Origin of the sequence: Microvirga pakistanensis (genome assembly GCF_004458765.1) — a bacterium.
Taxonomy (GTDB): Bacteria; Pseudomonadota; Alphaproteobacteria; order Rhizobiales; family Beijerinckiaceae; genus Microvirga; species Microvirga pakistanensis.
Genome location: NZ_SPJX01000300.1, coordinates 1 through 15,614, shown reverse-complemented (window position 1 = coordinate 15,614; position 15,614 = coordinate 1). Strand labels below are relative to the sequence as shown.

Annotated in this window: 11 protein-coding genes and 2 pseudogenes; 9 read left to right on the top strand and 4 right to left on the bottom strand. The window is 61.6% G+C overall.

Annotation, left to right across the window (positions count from 1 at the left end; all coding sequences use genetic code 11):
- The first annotated feature begins 7 nt into the window (after positions 1 to 7).
- Together ppaT and pldH are read left to right on the top strand one after the other, a co-directional pair.
- Positions 8 to 1,186, top strand: a complete 1,179-nt coding sequence (gene ppaT / locus E4K09_RS16585) for a pyridoxamine--pyruvate transaminase (protein ID WP_134498907.1) — start codon at positions 8 to 10, stop codon at positions 1,184 to 1,186.
- A 27-nt stretch (positions 1,187 to 1,213) separates the two neighbouring features.
- Entirely contained in the window at positions 1,214 to 1,960 is a 747-nt protein-coding gene (gene pldH / locus E4K09_RS16580; protein ID WP_134498905.1) for a pyridoxal 4-dehydrogenase, SDR-type, read from the top strand.
- A gap of 183 nt (positions 1,961 to 2,143) precedes the next feature.
- On the opposite strand, the pseudogene E4K09_RS16575 reads toward pldH, so the two are convergent.
- Positions 2,144 to 2,799: pseudogene (locus tag E4K09_RS16575) on the bottom strand (IS6 family transposase).
- Between the two features lie 55 nt (positions 2,800 to 2,854).
- Here E4K09_RS16575 and E4K09_RS16570 point away from each other — a divergent pair.
- Positions 2,855 to 3,265, top strand: coding sequence for an aminotransferase-like domain-containing protein (locus E4K09_RS16570; RefSeq protein WP_134498903.1), 411 nt, complete (start codon positions 2,855 to 2,857; stop codon positions 3,263 to 3,265).
- Positions 3,266 to 3,808: 543 nt separating this feature from the next.
- Here E4K09_RS16570 and E4K09_RS16565 read toward each other — a convergent pair.
- Entirely contained in the window at positions 3,809 to 4,510 is a 702-nt protein-coding gene (locus tag E4K09_RS16565) for a transposase (protein WP_280177470.1), read from the bottom strand.
- Between the two features lie 21 nt (positions 4,511 to 4,531).
- On the bottom strand, positions 4,532 to 5,431 hold the full coding sequence (locus tag E4K09_RS16560; RefSeq protein ID WP_134498898.1) for a LysR family transcriptional regulator: 900 nt from the start codon (positions 5,429 to 5,431) through the stop codon (positions 4,532 to 4,534).
- A gap of 136 nt (positions 5,432 to 5,567) precedes the next feature.
- On the opposite strand from E4K09_RS16560, the gene E4K09_RS16555 reads away from it, so the two are divergent.
- From E4K09_RS16555 to E4K09_RS16540, 4 genes are all read left to right on the top strand, one after another.
- Complete coding sequence (locus tag E4K09_RS16555; protein WP_134498896.1) at positions 5,568 to 6,296, top strand: SDR family oxidoreductase; 729 nt, start codon at positions 5,568 to 5,570, stop codon at positions 6,294 to 6,296.
- A gap of 17 nt (positions 6,297 to 6,313) precedes the next feature.
- Complete coding sequence (locus tag E4K09_RS16550; protein WP_134498894.1) at positions 6,314 to 6,682, top strand: Atu4866 domain-containing protein; 369 nt, start codon at positions 6,314 to 6,316, stop codon at positions 6,680 to 6,682.
- Positions 6,683 to 7,199: 517 nt separating this feature from the next.
- Positions 7,200 to 8,348 (top strand): efflux RND transporter periplasmic adaptor subunit, encoded by a 1,149-nt coding sequence (locus tag E4K09_RS16545; RefSeq protein ID WP_134498892.1) that lies wholly within the window; start codon positions 7,200 to 7,202, stop codon positions 8,346 to 8,348.
- A 23-nt stretch (positions 8,349 to 8,371) separates the two neighbouring features.
- Positions 8,372 to 11,554 carry an efflux RND transporter permease subunit gene (locus E4K09_RS16540; protein ID WP_134498890.1) on the top strand — a complete coding sequence of 1,061 codons (3,183 nt, stop codon included), beginning with the start codon at positions 8,372 to 8,374 and terminating at the stop codon, positions 11,552 to 11,554.
- A 175-nt stretch (positions 11,555 to 11,729) separates the two neighbouring features.
- Here the strand turns inward: E4K09_RS16540 and E4K09_RS16535 are convergent.
- Positions 11,730 to 12,233, bottom strand: a pseudogene (locus tag E4K09_RS16535) (Gfo/Idh/MocA family oxidoreductase); the annotation flags it as partial.
- Positions 12,234 to 12,822: 589 nt separating this feature from the next.
- Between E4K09_RS16535 and E4K09_RS16530 the strand changes: the two are divergent.
- Positions 12,823 to 14,982, top strand: a complete 2,160-nt coding sequence (locus E4K09_RS16530; RefSeq protein WP_134498888.1) for a helicase-related protein — start codon at positions 12,823 to 12,825, stop codon at positions 14,980 to 14,982.
- A gap of 14 nt (positions 14,983 to 14,996) precedes the next feature.
- A complete protein-coding gene (locus E4K09_RS31090) occupies positions 14,997 to 15,269 on the top strand; it encodes an SUV3 domain-containing protein (protein WP_166802365.1) in 273 nt (90 codons plus the stop codon).
- The last annotated feature ends 345 nt before the right edge of the window (positions 15,270 to 15,614 follow it).

Below are 15,614 nucleotides of genomic sequence, written 5' to 3'. Positions count from 1 at the left end.
TCGTGTCATGCGCTATCCCGACGATGCAGAGCCCGTCATCACCCTGACCTCCGGGCCGGTCAACGCCTATCCGGACGTGCTGCGCGGCCTCGGTCGCACGGTTCTCTACGATTATGACCCGGCTTTCCAGGCTTTCTACGAGAAGGTGGTGGAGAAGGCGCAGGAGGCGATGCGTCTCTCGACCCGGCCCGTCATCCTGCATGGTGAGCCGGTGCTGGGTCTCGAGGCGGCGGCGGCTTCTCTGATCACGCCGGACGACACCGTGCTCAATCTCGCCTCAGGCGTTTACGGCAAGGGCTTCGGGTATTGGGCGAAGCGCTATTCCCTGAACCTGTTGGAGATCGAGACCGCCTACAACGAGGCGATCGATCCGCAAGCAGTTCGCGACATGCTGGCGCGCCATCCCGAAGTCACGGTGGTCTGCGTTTGCCATCACGATACCCCCTCGGGCACGATCAACCCGATCGACGAGATCGGCGCGGTGGTGGCAGAACACGGCGCCTACCTGATCGTCGACGCCGTTTCATCCTTCGGCGGGATGAAGACCCACCCGGATGAATGCCGGGCAGACATCTACATCACAGGGCCGAACAAGTGCCTTGGTGCGCCGCCCGGTCTCACGATGGCCGGCATCAGCGACCGAGCTTGGGCGAAGATGAAGGCGAATCCAGCTGCGCCGCGTGCCTCGATGCTGTCCATCCTGGACTGGGAAACAGCATGGTCGCGTACCGAGCCATTCCCATTCACCCCATCGGTCGCCGAGATGAACGGGCTTGATGTGGCACTCGACCTCTATCTCGCCGAAGGACCGGAAGCGGTCTGGGCGCGGCATGCATTGACTGCAAAGGCCACTCGAGCCGGCATCCGGGCCATGGGTCTCGAGCTCTGGGCGGCGCGCGAAGCGATCGCCTCGCCCACGACCACCGCGTTTCGGACGCCGGAAGGCATCGATGAGGCGAAGTTGCGACATGAGGTGCGTGCCCGTTACGGCGTCGTATTCTCGTCGGGTCGCGGCGAGACGCTCGGCAGGTTGACCCGCATTGGGCACATGGGCCCGACCGCCCAGCCGATCTATGCGGTCACCGCGCTGGCGGCCCTCGCAGGGGCCCTAAACGCGATAGGCTTCAAGGCTGACCCAGGCGCCGGCGTCGGGGCTGCCATGGCCGAGATCGACGCAGTCGGATGAATCAGTTCGAGAAAGAGGAGACGGAAGATGAGCGGAAGACTGTCAGGACGAACGGCACTGGTCACAGGCGCTGCGCAGGGCATCGGCAAGGCGATTGCCGACCGGCTGGCGACAGACGGCGCGACCGTCGTCGTGAGCGACATGAACGCGGACGGTGCAACGAAGGCGGCCGAGGCGATCGGCAAGGGCGCGTTCGCGATCACGGCTGACATTTCGGACCCGGATGCCGTCGCCTCCATGTTCACGAAGATCGATGAGAGGACGGGGGGCGTCGATATTCTCGTCAACAACGCCTCGATCGTGCCTTTTGTGGCTTGGGACGACGTCGACCTCGAGCACTGGCGCAAGATCATCGACGTCAACCTGACCGGGACCTTCATCGTCACCCGTGCGGCGACGGACCAGATGCGGGCAAAGAAAAAAGCCGGTCGGGTCATCTCGATCGCCTCCAACACCTTCTTTGCCGGAACGCCGAATATGGCTGCCTACGTGGCCGCGAAGGGCGGCGTCATCGGCTTCACCCGCGCGCTGGCCACGGAGCTGGGTCAGTATGGGATCACGGCCAATGCAGTCACGCCCGGGCTTATCGAGAGCGACGGCGTCAAGGTGAGCCCGCACAATAACGCTTTCGAGTTCGTTGAAATGCTGCAGGCTGTGAAAGGCAAAGGACAGCCCGAGCACATCGCCGACGTCGTGTCCTTTCTCGCCTCGGATGACGCGCGCTGGATGACGGGCCAGACGATCAACGTCGATGCAGGCATGGTCCGGTATTAGTTTTTGCTTTCGCGATACAAAGGAGCCTCTGCATACGCCGTCACCGTGGCAAGAGGCGCCCTGATGATCGACGCCTTCCAAGGCCATGAATCCGCGCTTTCATGAGGAGGTGAATGCCCCCTCAGGAAAGGCTCTGTTGCATTAATTGCTATAGGCCATAATGAGCCTACCGATGCGTCTTCCTCATGCGGCAAGACCGAACAAGTTGTTCACCATACGAATTACATCTAGCACGCCCGCATGCCTCAGCATGCAGTGACCTCGGCGGACCATTCGCATGATCTCGAACCCCTTCAGGGTCGTAGACGCGGTCTTCATTCGCTGGAACCCGCGAGCCGGCCGGATCATCCGCTTGATCGCGCCGTGATCCGCCTCGATGATGTTGTTTAAGTACTTTGACGTCCGATGCTCGACGTCTTTCGACAGCAACCCTTCATTCTGCAAGCGCCGAATTGCCTTCGGATACTCACTGCCTTCAAGGCTTTGCGCAGGAAGCGATAAGCCGCCCCAGCATCACGCCGCTCGGATAGCACGGAGGCGATCAGCTGCTCGTGCTTATCGACCGCTCGAAACAAGTACCGCCAGCATCCGCCAACTCGTACATAGGTCTCGTCCACGCACCATGACCCGGAACGGGATCCCTGGAAGCTGCGGACCCTCTTCTCGATTTCTGGCGCATAACGCTGAACCCAGCGGAAGATCGTGGATGGGTTCACATTGGTGCCTCGCTCTTGCATCATCTCGGCCAGATCGCGATAGCTGATCCCGCACTTGCAGTACCAGCGCACGCACAGCAGGATGATTCCAACAGGAAAACGGCGGCGCTTGAACAGAGGCATCGGGGCGGCTCCTTGACGAACCATCCCTCGTTGTACCGCCAAGGTTAATGCAACGGTGCCGGCGCGCCGCCATGCCGTCGCGATCATCGAGGACGATGCCTACGGCGCACTGCCCCGGCAGGTCCCAGTGCCGATCGCGGCTCTCGCGCCCGACCTCACCTGGCACATCGCCACGCTGTCGAAATGCGTGACGCCCGCCCTGCGCACGGCTTACGTGGTCACGCCGAGCCTGTCTTGCACCCTGCGGCTCGCGGCGGAGATCCGCGCCATGTCCCTGATGATGCCGCCCCTCATGGCGGCCCTGGCCTCGAAGTGGATCCTCGATGGCACGCTCGACGCCATCACTGCGGCGATCCGCGAGGAGAGCGCCGCCCGACAGGCCATCGCACGTCGGATCCTGCACGGCTTCGAGGTCGAGGCTCACCCGGAGGGCCATCACCTGTGGCTGACCCTGCCGGAACGCTAGCGCCGGGCCGACCTCAACGTCTACGCGCGTCAGTCGGGGCTTGCCCTCGTGCCGAGCGAGGCTTTTGCGGTCGGATCCGCGCCTGAGGCGATCCGCGTCTCCCTCGGCGCGGCCCAGAACCAGAGCGTGCTGTAGCGGGGCCTCGGACTCCTTTCGACCGTCCTGTCGCACGGGCCCAGCGCCCTGTCCTCGATCGTGTAACCTGAATGAAACGCAGGTTCTGGCGCGCTTTGGCTAGCGTGAGCGGGAACGGGGCAAGGTGAGAGCAAGCTCGCTTCTGTTACCTGGGGCCTCGCTGCAGTAGGCAGTGGTCGACCCAAACGCATCCACGAAGGTCGTCTAATGGCACACCCGAGACCTGAGCTCGGGAGACGGCATTCCTCATCGAAGCGGATGTTCCGAAAGCGCAGGGAAGCTCGGTTCCTGACCGATGCCGTTGAAAAACTCCGCCGGTTGAGCCGCTCAGTGCCTGGCTCCCGCTTCTGAACGGCCAGGTGGAGGGAACTGGAACCCGAGGCTGCGAGCCTCAGCCCGCCTCCTTTCTCAGGCGGCCGCTGCCGCGGTCAGCCGAGCCATGCGGCGCAAGTTCTGCACCATGGCGGCGAGATGGAACTCGTCGCTGGCGCCCGACAGTCCCCGCAGGCGCATGCGCTCGAACCGCAGGGTGGTCTTGAGGTGGGTAAAGAGCATTTCAACCTTCTTGCGTTCGTTGCGGGAGGTCACGAACTGCGGTGTTCCAGCTAACTGACGCGCCTGATCGCGCGCCTCTTCATGGACGCTGCGCAACATGTTGCGCGAAGCCATGTTGGGGCAGCACTGCGCCTTGAGCTCGCATGTCTGGCAGTCCTTTTGCGAGGCGCGGTACTTGCGAATGCCGTCATGAGCGCTGTCGGTGCGCGCCACCGTGTAGTTGCGCCGGAACTGTCTCAGGATCTTGCCTGCCGGACAGGTGTACTGGTCCAAGTCGGGATCGAAGGTGAAGTCGGAGCAGCCGAACGTGCCGTCGTCACGGCTGCCCTTGTCCCAGACTGGGATGTGCGGCTCAATCTCCTGGCCAACCAGCCAGTCCAGAAACTTGCCTGTTCCGTAGGCCGTGTCAGCCGCGAGCCTCTTGGGCGTAAGACCAAACCGGGCCCGGGTGCGCTCCAGCGTGGTTGCGGTGGATCGCACCTCGTCGAAGGTGCGTCCCGGCGTGGGCTCGACATCGACAATGATGGCGTGCTCGTTGTCGATGAGATAGTTCAGCCCATAGCCTATGCCGTTGAATTATGCCTCCCGCCGCCTTTGATGCAGGTAGTCGATGAGGACACGCATTTTGAGCGGCACATTCCTGCGGGTTGGATAGTAGAGATAGAAGCCAGGGAATGGCGGGCAGAACTCTTCTAGAAGCGGGACGAGTTCAGAGCGGGTGATGTAAGGGCGGAAGGTCTCTTCCATGCCGAAAGTCAGGCCTGCTCCTGTGCAGGCTAGGCGGACCATCACCCTCATATCGTTGGTGGTCACACGAGGATTCACCGCCACGTCGAAGTCGTGTCCGTCCTGGGTAAACTCCCACCGGTATGGGGCAACCTGGGGGTTCGGACGCCAGCCGATGCAGTGATATGCTGAAAGATCCCTTGGATGAGTAGGTACGCCACGCTGTGCCACATAATCAGGGGAGCCTACAACTATCTGACGCTGCTCGTCCGATACCGGGATGGCGATCATATCCTGCTCGATCACCTCTCCGAGCCTAACGCCTGCGTCGAAGCCCTCGGCCACAATATCGAACTCCTCGTCGGTGACAGTGATATCGAGCCGGATGTCAGGGTAGGCAGCAAGGAATCCTGCCAGCAGGGACCCGCTCAGGAACCTCTCGGCAATAGAAGAGACCGTTATACGCAGCATGCCGCTCGGCCGACCACGCATTTCGCCTACGGCTTCCATTGCCGCACCGAGATCATCGAGCGCCGGTCGCACCGACTGATAGAGCCTCTCCCCAGCCTCGGTGAGATGGAGGCTGCGGGTCGTACGCTGAATCAGGGCAACACCCATCCGCTCCTCAAGCCGTCGGATAGCCTGGCTGACGGCGGAGCGGGTTACATCCAAGCGCTCGCTTGCCGCCCGGAAGCTGCGCGCTTCCGCGACCGCCACAAAGACTGTGATGCCCGCAAGATCAGTGTTCATTGGTGACAAAATCTTATCACCGCAGTCGCGATTGGCAAGTCGATTGCGCGGCTTGAGCGAACTATCTTTCGCCCATGTGCTTCAGACCACCCAGCTTAAAGGTCTGAGCGCTGATTCTTAGTAAAAGGAGAGATCCATGCCTGAGATGAAGATCGTTCTGATCACCGGGGCTTCCAGCGGGATCGGTGAAGCGGCGGCCCTAGAGCTGTCCAAAGCTGGCCACGCAGTGGTCGTGGGGGCTCGCCGGACAGACCGTCTGCAAAACCTGGTCAGCCGTATCAAGGCGTCCGGCGGCATCGCGAAGGCACACCGGCTCGACGTGACTTCGCGGGATGATTTCGCGGCTGTCGTAACAGCGACGCTCGAGGAGTTCGGACGCATCGACGTGATCGTCAACAATGCGGGCGTCATGCCTCTCTCACCTCTCAACGCCCTTAAAGTCAATGAGTGGGACCAGATGGTGGACGTGAACATCAAGGGTGTTCTCAACGGCATTGCCGCTGTGCTGCCTATCATGGGGACCCAAGGCTCCGGCCACATCATCAATGTTGCCTCGATCGGAGCGCACCGGGTTTCGCCAACCGCTGCGGTCTATTGCGCAACCAAATACGCCGTGTGGGCGATCTCGGATGGTCTTCGGCAAGAGACGGACCGGCTGCGGGTTACGGTGATCTCGCCTGGCGTGGTCACAAGCGAGCTCGCAGAGACGATCTCGGACGAGAGTGCGCGAGACGCCATGAGGGAGTACCGCAGGACTGCAATCGATCCGGACGCCATTGGTCGAGCGATTCGCTATGCAGTCGAGCAGCCCCCGGAGGTGGACGTGAGCGAGATCATCGTCCGCCCGACTGCAAGTCCTCACTGAAGCAAGGAGGGCTCGAGATGCCAAAGAGCATACTTCCCCTTGTCCTCGCTGCCGTAACAGCGGGTGCGCCGTCGGCACTCAGGCGGCCTACCGGCAACAATCAACCTCAATATAAGGACGCGACAGAGATGGCAGATCACTCCTATATCGGCATGTGGGTCACGAAGGACGGTCAGATCCGTCAGGAGCTGCTCCCGAACAGCCGTTACGATGAGGCGCGAGCCAGCCGCAGGAGCGCTTATCAGGGCCGCTACGAGATCCGCGGAAATAAAATCTACTACTGGGATGATACGGGATTTACGGCCGATGGTGAGTTCATCGACGGTGTGCTTCATCACGGTGGAATGCTGTTCTACAGAGAAGGGCAGGTGAAACGGAACCCATGATGCTCAAGGCAAGCTCGGTCGAGCTCCCGTGTTCCTCGGCCGGGCTCTTATGCCCAGCCATGGCACTGGCCGAGCGACAGGGCTCGGTCCGGGTCATCGCGGAAAGCCGACCATTGTCACCAAAGTGTGATTTTTCAGGGTGCGCAAGCTCCAAGAGCTTTCCTTAGCCGGGGGTGGTGCCCCGTCACCTGCTGCGATGCCTGGACTGGATGGTGGAGGACGTGGCGATGCTCCTCTTCAGTTGCTGTCTCGGATTACGTCTCGAAGCTTGGCTGATCGAGCCGGTGACTGGTGCCGGATTGCTCCTTATGATGAACCAAGTACAATTGAGGCCCAGAAACGACTTATTTTTCCAACGCAAGGAGGACCGGACCCGCTAGGCTATACAAAACCGTTATGTGCCTGGCCTTGGTCCTTAGTCGAACAAAATATCAGAGCAGTGTGTAAGAGTTTACAAGGGCCAAGCGTCAAAACGTACCATCACGTTTGATCAACGATGCCGATTAGGAGGCTCCGCATGCGCGTTCTCCGACCTATGTTCATTTTGTGTGCGAGTCTATGGGCCGCAACTGGTGGCCCCGGTGTCGCGCAGCCCGGGCCGTCGCAGGCGCCGCCCGTGACCGTCGCGAAACCAGTCGTGAAGGATATTATTGAGCGGACCGACTTTATCGGTCGCTTCGAGGCCATTGATCAGGTTGATATCCGGGCGCGGGTCTCAGGGTATCTCGATAAGGTCCATTTCCAGGATGGATCCTTCGTCAAGGCGGGCGATCTGCTCTTCACCATTGATCCGCGGCCCTACCAAAACGCCCTCGAGCAGGCCCAGTCTGCCGTGACATCGGCCCAGGTGCGGCTTGAATTTGCACAAAGCGACTTGGATCGGGCCGAGCAGTTGCGCCGCACCGGTAACATCCCCGACCAGCTTTTCGATCAGCGACGGCAGGCCTTCCTGACCTCTAGGGCCGAGTTGGATCGGGCGCAGGCGGCCTTGCGGCAAGCGCAACTCGATGTCGAGTTCACCCAGGTGCGATCGCCCCTGTCCGGCAGGATCTCGCGCAAGTTCGTCTCCGAGGGTAATCTGATCAATGCGAACCAGACCATCCTGACGAACGTGCTTTCGCTCGATCCAATTCAGTTTTACTTTGATGTGGATGAGCGCTCGTATCTCGCCTATTCGCGCCAGACCCAAGGCGGAACGAAGACCTCCGTCAATGGCGAGATGAACGAAGTTCTTCTCACCCTGACGGATGAACGTCTGGGGCAGCGCAAGGGCTATCTGGACTTCGTCGACAACCGTCTCGATCCGGCCAGCGGCACGATTCGCCTGCGGGCCGTGTTCGAAAACAAAGATCTGTTCCTCACCCCTGGATTGTTCGGCCGTGTCACGGTTGGGGCTTCGGACCCTTACCAGGGCATCCTCCTGCCCGACGAAGCCATCGGCAGCGATCAGGACCGGCGCGTGGTCTACGTGGTTGGCGAGAACAATGTGGTCAATCTCAAGCCCGTGCGCATCGGTCCCAGAATCGATGGCTACCGGGTCATTCGCGATGGGTTGACGGGCAACGAGACACTGGTCGTGAACGGTCTTGTACGGGTTCGGCCCGGAGCGCCCATCACACCGCAGATGACGACGCTCCCATTGACTCGGGAGCGGAACGGTAGCTGATCTCATGTGAGGAGGGCGCACCGATGCGCTTTGCCCATTTCTTCGTCGACCGTCCGATCTTCGCCACTGTCCTTTCGGCTCTGTTCCTCATCATCGGCGGCATTGCTTACACCACTTTGCCCGCAGCTCAATATCCGGACATCACGCCGCCGACAGTCGTGGTCAGAGCGAGCTATCCAGGCGCCGATGCACAGACGGTGGCTGCCACCGTTGCCACTCCGCTGGAGCAGCAGGTCAACGGTGTCGAGGACATGCTGTACATGTCCTCCTATTCCACAGGCGACGGCTCCATGTCGCTGACGATCACTTTCAAGCTAGGTACGGATCTCGACAAGGCCCAAGTGCTCGTCCAGAACCGTGTCGCCATTGCAACCCCGCGTCTGCCGGAGGAGGTCAGACGTCTAGGTGTCACGACACTCAAGAGCTCGCCCGACCTGATGATGGTCGTGCACATGCTCTCGCCGGACAATTCCTACGACCAGCTCTATGTCTCGAACTATGCCCGCAACTATGTTCGTGACATCCTGCTGCGGCTTGATGGGGTCGGCGACCTTATCATCTTCGGCGAGCGGCAATATTCCCTGCGCATCTGGCTGGATCCGGAGAAGCTGGCCTCCTATGGCATGACCTCGAGCGAGGTGGTGCGCGCCATCCAGGAGCAGAATGTTCAGGTATCAGGCGGAGCTCTAGGGCAGGAGCCGACACCTACGGATGCAGCGTTCCAGCTGACGGTCACCACCCAGGGCCGCTTCGAGGATCCACGCCAGTTCCGGCAGATTATCGTCCAGGCGCGGGATGGGCGTCTTGTGCGGTTGCAGGATGTGGCCCGCATCGAACTCGGCGCCCAGGACTATGTGACGAACTCCTATCTCAACGGCAAGCCGGCGGTCGCGCTCGCGATTTTCCAACGGCCTGGTACCAACGCGCTGGCCGCGTCGGACCAGATCATCCAGACCATGGAACAGCTCAAGGCCAATTTCCCACCCGGGATTGCCTATGAGATCGTCTACAATCCCACGGAGTTCATCGCCGAGAGTGTGAACGAGGTCTACAAGACCCTCTTCGAGGCCACCGCCTTAGTGGTGCTGGTGGTGATCGTCTTTCTGCAGAGCTGGCGCTCGGCGATCATTCCCATCGTGGCGATTCCCGTATCACTCGTCGGCACCTTTGCGATCATGGCCGCCTTGGGCTTCTCGCTCAACACGCTCACCCTGTTCGGCATGGTGCTGGCCATCGGCATCGTTGTCGACGATGCCATCGTGGTGGTGGAGAACGTGGAGCGCAACATCGCGCTTGGCATGACGCCGCGGGACGCCGCCCATGTCACCATGGACGAGGTGGGCACCGCGCTCGTGGCCATCGCTCTGGTTCTCGTGGCGGTCTTCGTGCCGACAGCCTTCATCCCTGGCATCACCGGCCAATTCTACCGGCAATTCGCCTTGACGATCGCCGTCTCGACCGTGATCTCGGCGTTCAACTCGCTGACCCTGTCGCCGGCACTGGCCGCCTGGCTTCTGAAGCCGCATAGCCACGAACCCCCCAAGAACCCACTTCTAAGGGCGGGAGCCGCCGTGGCCAATGGCTTCAACCGCGGTTTCGATGCGAGCTCCCATGGCTATGCGCGAGCGGTGGGATTGGTTGCGCGGCACAAGCTTATCATGCTGCCGATCTATGCCGGCCTGCTCGCCGGGACCGTCTGGATCGTCAATCATGTCCCGCGCGGCTTCATTCCGACCCTGGATCAGGGCTATGCCATCGTGGTCGTGCAACTGCCTGATGGATCTTCGCTGTCTCGTACTGATGCGGTGGTGCAGCGGGCGTCGAGGATCATGCAGGGGACTCCCGGTGTCCTCGATGCAGTGGCTTTTGCCGGGTTTTCGGGCGCGACGTTCACCAATGCGACCAATGCTGCGGCCATCTTTGCCCGTTTCAGGCCCTTCGAGGAGCGGATCGCCGCTGGGCATTCGGCTGACAAGATCATCGGCGACCTCTTCGGCCGCATGCAGCAGATCGAGGAGGCCTTCATCATCGCCATTCCGCCACCGCCCGTTCGCGGCCTCGGCAATTCGGGCGGTTTCAAGGTTCAACTTCAGAACCGAACTGGCGATGACGTGCGCGGGATCCTGGCAACCGCCTACCAGCTGATGGGGCAGGCGCGGCAGAACCCGAACCTCGCCGGTGTCTTCACGACGTTCTCGGCGAATTCGCCTCAGGTCTATCTCGAGATCGACCGCCAGAAGGCCAGCATCCTCAACGTGCCGATCCCGAATATCTTCGAGACGCTGCGGATCAATCTCGGAACGGCGTATGTAAACGACTTCAATGCCTTCGGCCGCGTCTATCAGGTGCGCGCCCAGGCCGACCAGCGCTTCCGGATCGACCAGGAGGACATCAATCGGCTGCGCGTCCGTTCGTCTACAGGCGCGCTTGTGCCGATGGGTACCCTCGTGGAGATGCGAGAGGTGTCAGGGCCGGATCTGGTCCAGCGCTACAACATGTTCACCTCGGTGGCGCTGCAGGGAGACGCGGCGCCTGGGGTATCTTCGGGAGCGGCGCTTGACGCTATGGAAGAGCTCGTCCGCCAGCGTCTCTCCCCCGGAATGGGGTTCGAGTGGACCGAGTTGGCGTTCCAGGAGCGGCAGACTGGCAATACGGCGGTGTTCATCTTCGCGCTGTCCGTGCTCTTCGTGTTTCTTGTTCTGGCCGCGCAGTACGAAAGCTGGTCTCTGCCCATCGCCATCATCCTGATCGTTCCCATGGGCGTGCTGTCCGCGCTGATAGGGGTGATGATCCGGGGGCAGGACAACAACATCCTGACGCAGATCGGGCTTGTGGTGCTCGTCGGCCTCGCGGCGAAGAACGCGATCCTGATCGTCGAGTTCGCTAGGCAGGCCGAATTCGGGGGCAAGACGCCGCTGGAGGCGGTGGTGGAGGCATGCCGTATGAGGCTGCGCCCGATCCTGATGACGGCCTTCGCCTTCATCCTCGGAGTGCTGCCGCTGGTGATCGCCTCCGGACCCGGAGCCGAGATGAGACAGGCCCTAGGCACGGCCGTGTTCGCCGGCATGCTGGGCGTGACCCTGTTCGGCCTGTTCCTCACGCCTGTTTTCTATGTAACGCTGAGGAGCATCGTTCTGGCGGCGTCCAGGAAGCGTCCGGTAAAGCGCGCCGAGCCGGCGGGACCTCAGCCCTCTCCGGCAAAATAGACGAGAAAGGAGGCACCTCTTGATCTGCGTGCGGATATAAATGACCAATCTGCCAGCGGTGATGAAAGCCGGCAGATTCGCGATCATGAGGGATTGTCATGAATACTGGCTCGGCAGCCAGGATCGCCTTGACTTCACGGTGGTCGGCCCAGCCGTGAACGAGGTGAGCCGGATCGCCAGCCGCCGCGACCGTAAAGCCTGCTGCGCGAGCCCAGTCGACCATTTCGGCGACAAGTGCCGGCTGGTCGCCGTAGGCCATGGAGTAGACAACGCCACGCTCGCGAGCCGTCACGGCCAGCAACGGTCCTGCCAGCGCATCGGCCTCTACATTGACCATCACGATGTGCTTGGCGGCCTCAATGGCAGCCAGAGCATGCCTAATTCCGGCTTCCGGGTGGCCGGTTGCCTCGATCACCACCTCGATGTCGCCAGCATGACAGGCCTCCAGCCCATCCGCTGAGAACCGGGTGCGCGTGATCCTGACCTCATCCCAGCCAACGGTTCGGCAAGCCTCACGCGCGCGGTCGGGATTAAGATCAGCAATCATCGCGACCTCTAGTCCCTCAATAGACGGAACCTGGGCGAGGAACATGGAGCCGAATTTGCTGGCGCCGATCAGTGCGACGCGAACAGGATGGCCGCTATCAAGCCGATGGCGCAGCCTTGTGGTCAGGTTCATGGCCCTCTCCCTCATATGCCGAGCAAGGCAACGTCGAATGGCCGGGGCGGCTGCCATCCAAAGAGCGGGAGCCCGCTGGAAGGTGGGCTGCTGTGGTTCTCATCAACGTTTGTTCGAACGCCTCGGTTGAGGAGTGTGCTTTCAGAAGAATGGCCCGTCCATCCGGACCGCCCATACTGCTCATATATGACCCCTGATGGCACGAGGCTGACCTTAGCCTTACTTCCGCATCACTGGGATGAGCGGACCTTCGCACCGACCTCCGCTACTCATCAGTTTGGCCCGATGTCTGGATCGGCCGTGTGCTGCAAGAGACGTTCGACATAGAGGATGGATCCCTTGATATTGAAGGCCCTCATCGACATATCAGTCAGGGAGAATCTGACATCTCATTACCTAAACCACGCAAGCCATAGATAGTCAGGAACGTTTCCGAAAGTTGCCGGCGCCAGCGCTCGATACTTCCTCGCTGAAAACAACTGCGCTCTTCCAGAGCCGAACTCCGGCGTATGGCCGATGCTGCGGTCGAAGGCGCCCGTTGAACGCGTCTCGGGAAACGACAAACGTGCTCTGCCATACGGAATTGTGAATGTCCAAAAGATCAAAAGCTCTCGTCGGCATCAATCACCTGCCGGGAATCCTGCTTGCCAGTGCGGCCGAATGCGAGCGCTGGATCGAGGCGGGGCTGATCCCGGTTGCCGAGTACCGCACGTTCCAGAAGCGTGGGCGCACTGTTGAAGCTCCCATGTTCGACGCTGAAACCGTTGCAAGGCTGGCGGCCGAGATCCCGGGATGGCGAGAGCAGGACGAGAATGGCGATGCCGGGAAGCATGCGGGCTCCAATCCTACGGGAGCCGTTACCCCGACTGTTCAGCCGATCGACGACGCGGCCCACCGGCGGCGGCAGAGCATCCTCGCGCCTGTCCGGAAGGACACGGGCATCTATGTGGCGGAGGATATCCGCAAGATCGAAAGCGGCCGCTGGAAGCCGGAGCGCGTCTTTGCCGGATACCGTGCGGTGTTCAGCCGGCCGATGCAGATCCTGCCTGATAGCGGCTTCACGGACATCATCATTGAGTTCGCCTTCGCCGAGCCCCTGGACGTTGCAGCCGTTGTTCTGAATCCTGCCCATGTTGAGCGGGCCGAGATTACCGCTGCATCCGATGCCCTCAAGGCGAGGCTGATCGAGCTGCGCGATGCCACCTTCGCTGTCTGCGAGACGGAGCTGGCAAGCTGGCGCGATGAGCTTGAGACCTACCTTGCCGCTTATGAAGACGCCGGAGAGCGCCAGGCCATCCTGGGCGGCATCCAGGCTGCGGTCGAGAAGCTCGACCGGATTCCTGCTTCGGAGAAGGGCGGCCCAGCCGGCGCCGGACGCAAGCTTCGGCAGAAGCTCGGTGATCTCCGCTCCAAGGTGGCCGCCCGACGGCTCCGGCACCTACGCGAGGCGCAGATCCGCGAGGCCTCCGGTTATGAGCGCTATGCCGCAATCTTTCCCGTGGCTCGCTCTCTAAACCGCCGGTTCCTCTTCCTGGCCGGACCGACCAATTCGGGCAAGACCTATGAGGCTCTCAAACTCGCCGGGGAGGCCGAGACGGCCGAGATCCTATCCCCTTTGCGGCTTCTCGCGCTGGAGCACTACGAGCGCATGAGCGAGGAGGGGATGGCCGCCGGCATGGTGACAGGCGAAGAGCGTGTCCTGCCCGAGGGCGTGACCCATATCGCTCGCACCATCGAGACGCTGGATCTGCACAGGGTGGTTGACGTCTGCGTGATCGATGAGGTCCAGATGCTGGGCGATCCCAGCAGGGGCTGGGCCTGGACTCAGGCCATGATCGGAGCTCCCGCGCGCTTGGTGGTTCTGACCGGCGCACCGGAGGCGATCCCGCTGGTCGAACACCTGCTCGCAATGACCGGTGAACCGCTGGAGTTGAAGATCCTGAAGCGCAAGGGCAAGCTGCGCGTCGAAGGCGTCCCGGCCAATCTCGAGAAGCTCTCCCGCGGCGACGCGGTCGTGGCGTTCACCCGCAAGAATGTTCACGATCTTCGGGCGCAACTGGTGCAGGCCGGGCGCACGGTCGCGGCCGTCTATGGCGCCCTTGGACCGGAGGTCCGCAGGGCCGAGGCGGCGCGCTTCCGCAATGGCGAGGCTGAAATCCTCGTGGCGACCGATGCCATTGGCATGGGCCTGAACATCGGTCCGTTACGTCGTGTCGTATTCTCCACCCTGCGCAAGTTCGATGGCGTGCGCGAGCGGCAGCTCACGGCCATGGAGATCAAGCAGATCGCCGGCCGGGCAGGGCGCTTCGGTCACCATGACGAAGGACTTGTGACGGCCCTGCCGGAAGCGGGGGCTTATGCGCAGATCGAGACTATCATCGGAAACGCCCTGAAGGGCGATGCGGGCAAGCTGCGGGGCAAGGCCTATGTCCGCCCCAACCAGGAGACGGTTTTGTCCGCCAGCGAAGTACTGCAGACCGACCGGCTCGGTCGTGTTCTCCGGCACCTGAACGACACCCTGGTTGTCGGCCATCCGGATCTTCGCATGGCTGACATGGAGGAGCTGATCGAACTGGCCACGGTCCTCGACACCGTGGATCTGCCGATCCTCGACCGCCTTTCGTACTCAATGGCGCCCGTCGATGGACGGGAGCAAATGGCGGTCGAACTTCTGCTCGACTGGGCGCGGCAGCATGCGCGCGACAGGCGCGTCCAAGCGCTGGATTTCGGGTCAACACCGACCTCTTGAAACTGGAAGCTCGGGTGAAGATCGCCACTACTTGGCTCTGGCTGGCTCAGCGTTATCCGGACGTGTTCGAGGACATTGAGACGGTCGTGGAGCTCCGGGCAAACCTCAATGGGAGAATCGAGGAGAAACTCGCCGTCAGCTCTGTGTCCCAACACAGGAGACCCGATGGGAAGTCCCGGCGGAACAGACGCGCGAAGCCCAATCGGCAGGGGAAAAAGCGGCGAAGCTGGATGGATGCGGATGCTGGCGACGTGGAGCAGCATCGCGTTCGAGGGCGGTCGTCCTAAGCTACGAGCTCCTGCTCTGCGAGCGTCGCACGAAAGGCGACGCGAGTGGGGATTGCATCTATCCTGAAGGTCGTACGCCGTATTGCGCTGAGAGCGCTGTTGGCGGCGGTGCCATTCCCAATCCAAACGTCGGCTCCAGGGGCTACCTGGCCGAATAACGAGAAGGCGTCTTCGGCCGTCGATGGCCCGAAAGCCGTCACGACCTTAGGCTTACAGATAGTCTGTGCAGCCATGAGGGCACCGTCAGGTTAACGGGATGACATTAGAGAGCTCCCTCAGATCAGCTCGTCAGAAGGCAGCAAGGCCTACCATTTCGGCCCAAGTCATCAAGGCTTGGGCTCGGGC

Coding starts and splice junctions, on each gene's coding strand:
- ppaT (WP_134498907.1), top strand. CDS start 8: ATGCGCTATCCCGACGATGCAGAGCCCGTCATCACCCTGACCTCCGGG.
- pldH (WP_134498905.1), top strand. CDS start 1,214: ATGAGCGGAAGACTGTCAGGACGAACGGCACTGGTCACAGGCGCTGCG.
- E4K09_RS16560 (WP_134498898.1), bottom strand. CDS start 5,431: ATGAACACTGATCTTGCGGGCATCACAGTCTTTGTGGCGGTCGCGGAA.
- E4K09_RS16555 (WP_134498896.1), top strand. CDS start 5,568: ATGCCTGAGATGAAGATCGTTCTGATCACCGGGGCTTCCAGCGGGATC.
- E4K09_RS16550 (WP_134498894.1), top strand. CDS start 6,314: ATGCCAAAGAGCATACTTCCCCTTGTCCTCGCTGCCGTAACAGCGGGT.
- E4K09_RS16545 (WP_134498892.1), top strand. CDS start 7,200: ATGCGCGTTCTCCGACCTATGTTCATTTTGTGTGCGAGTCTATGGGCC.
- E4K09_RS16540 (WP_134498890.1), top strand. CDS start 8,372: ATGCGCTTTGCCCATTTCTTCGTCGACCGTCCGATCTTCGCCACTGTC.
- E4K09_RS16530 (WP_134498888.1), top strand. CDS start 12,823: ATGTCCAAAAGATCAAAAGCTCTCGTCGGCATCAATCACCTGCCGGGA.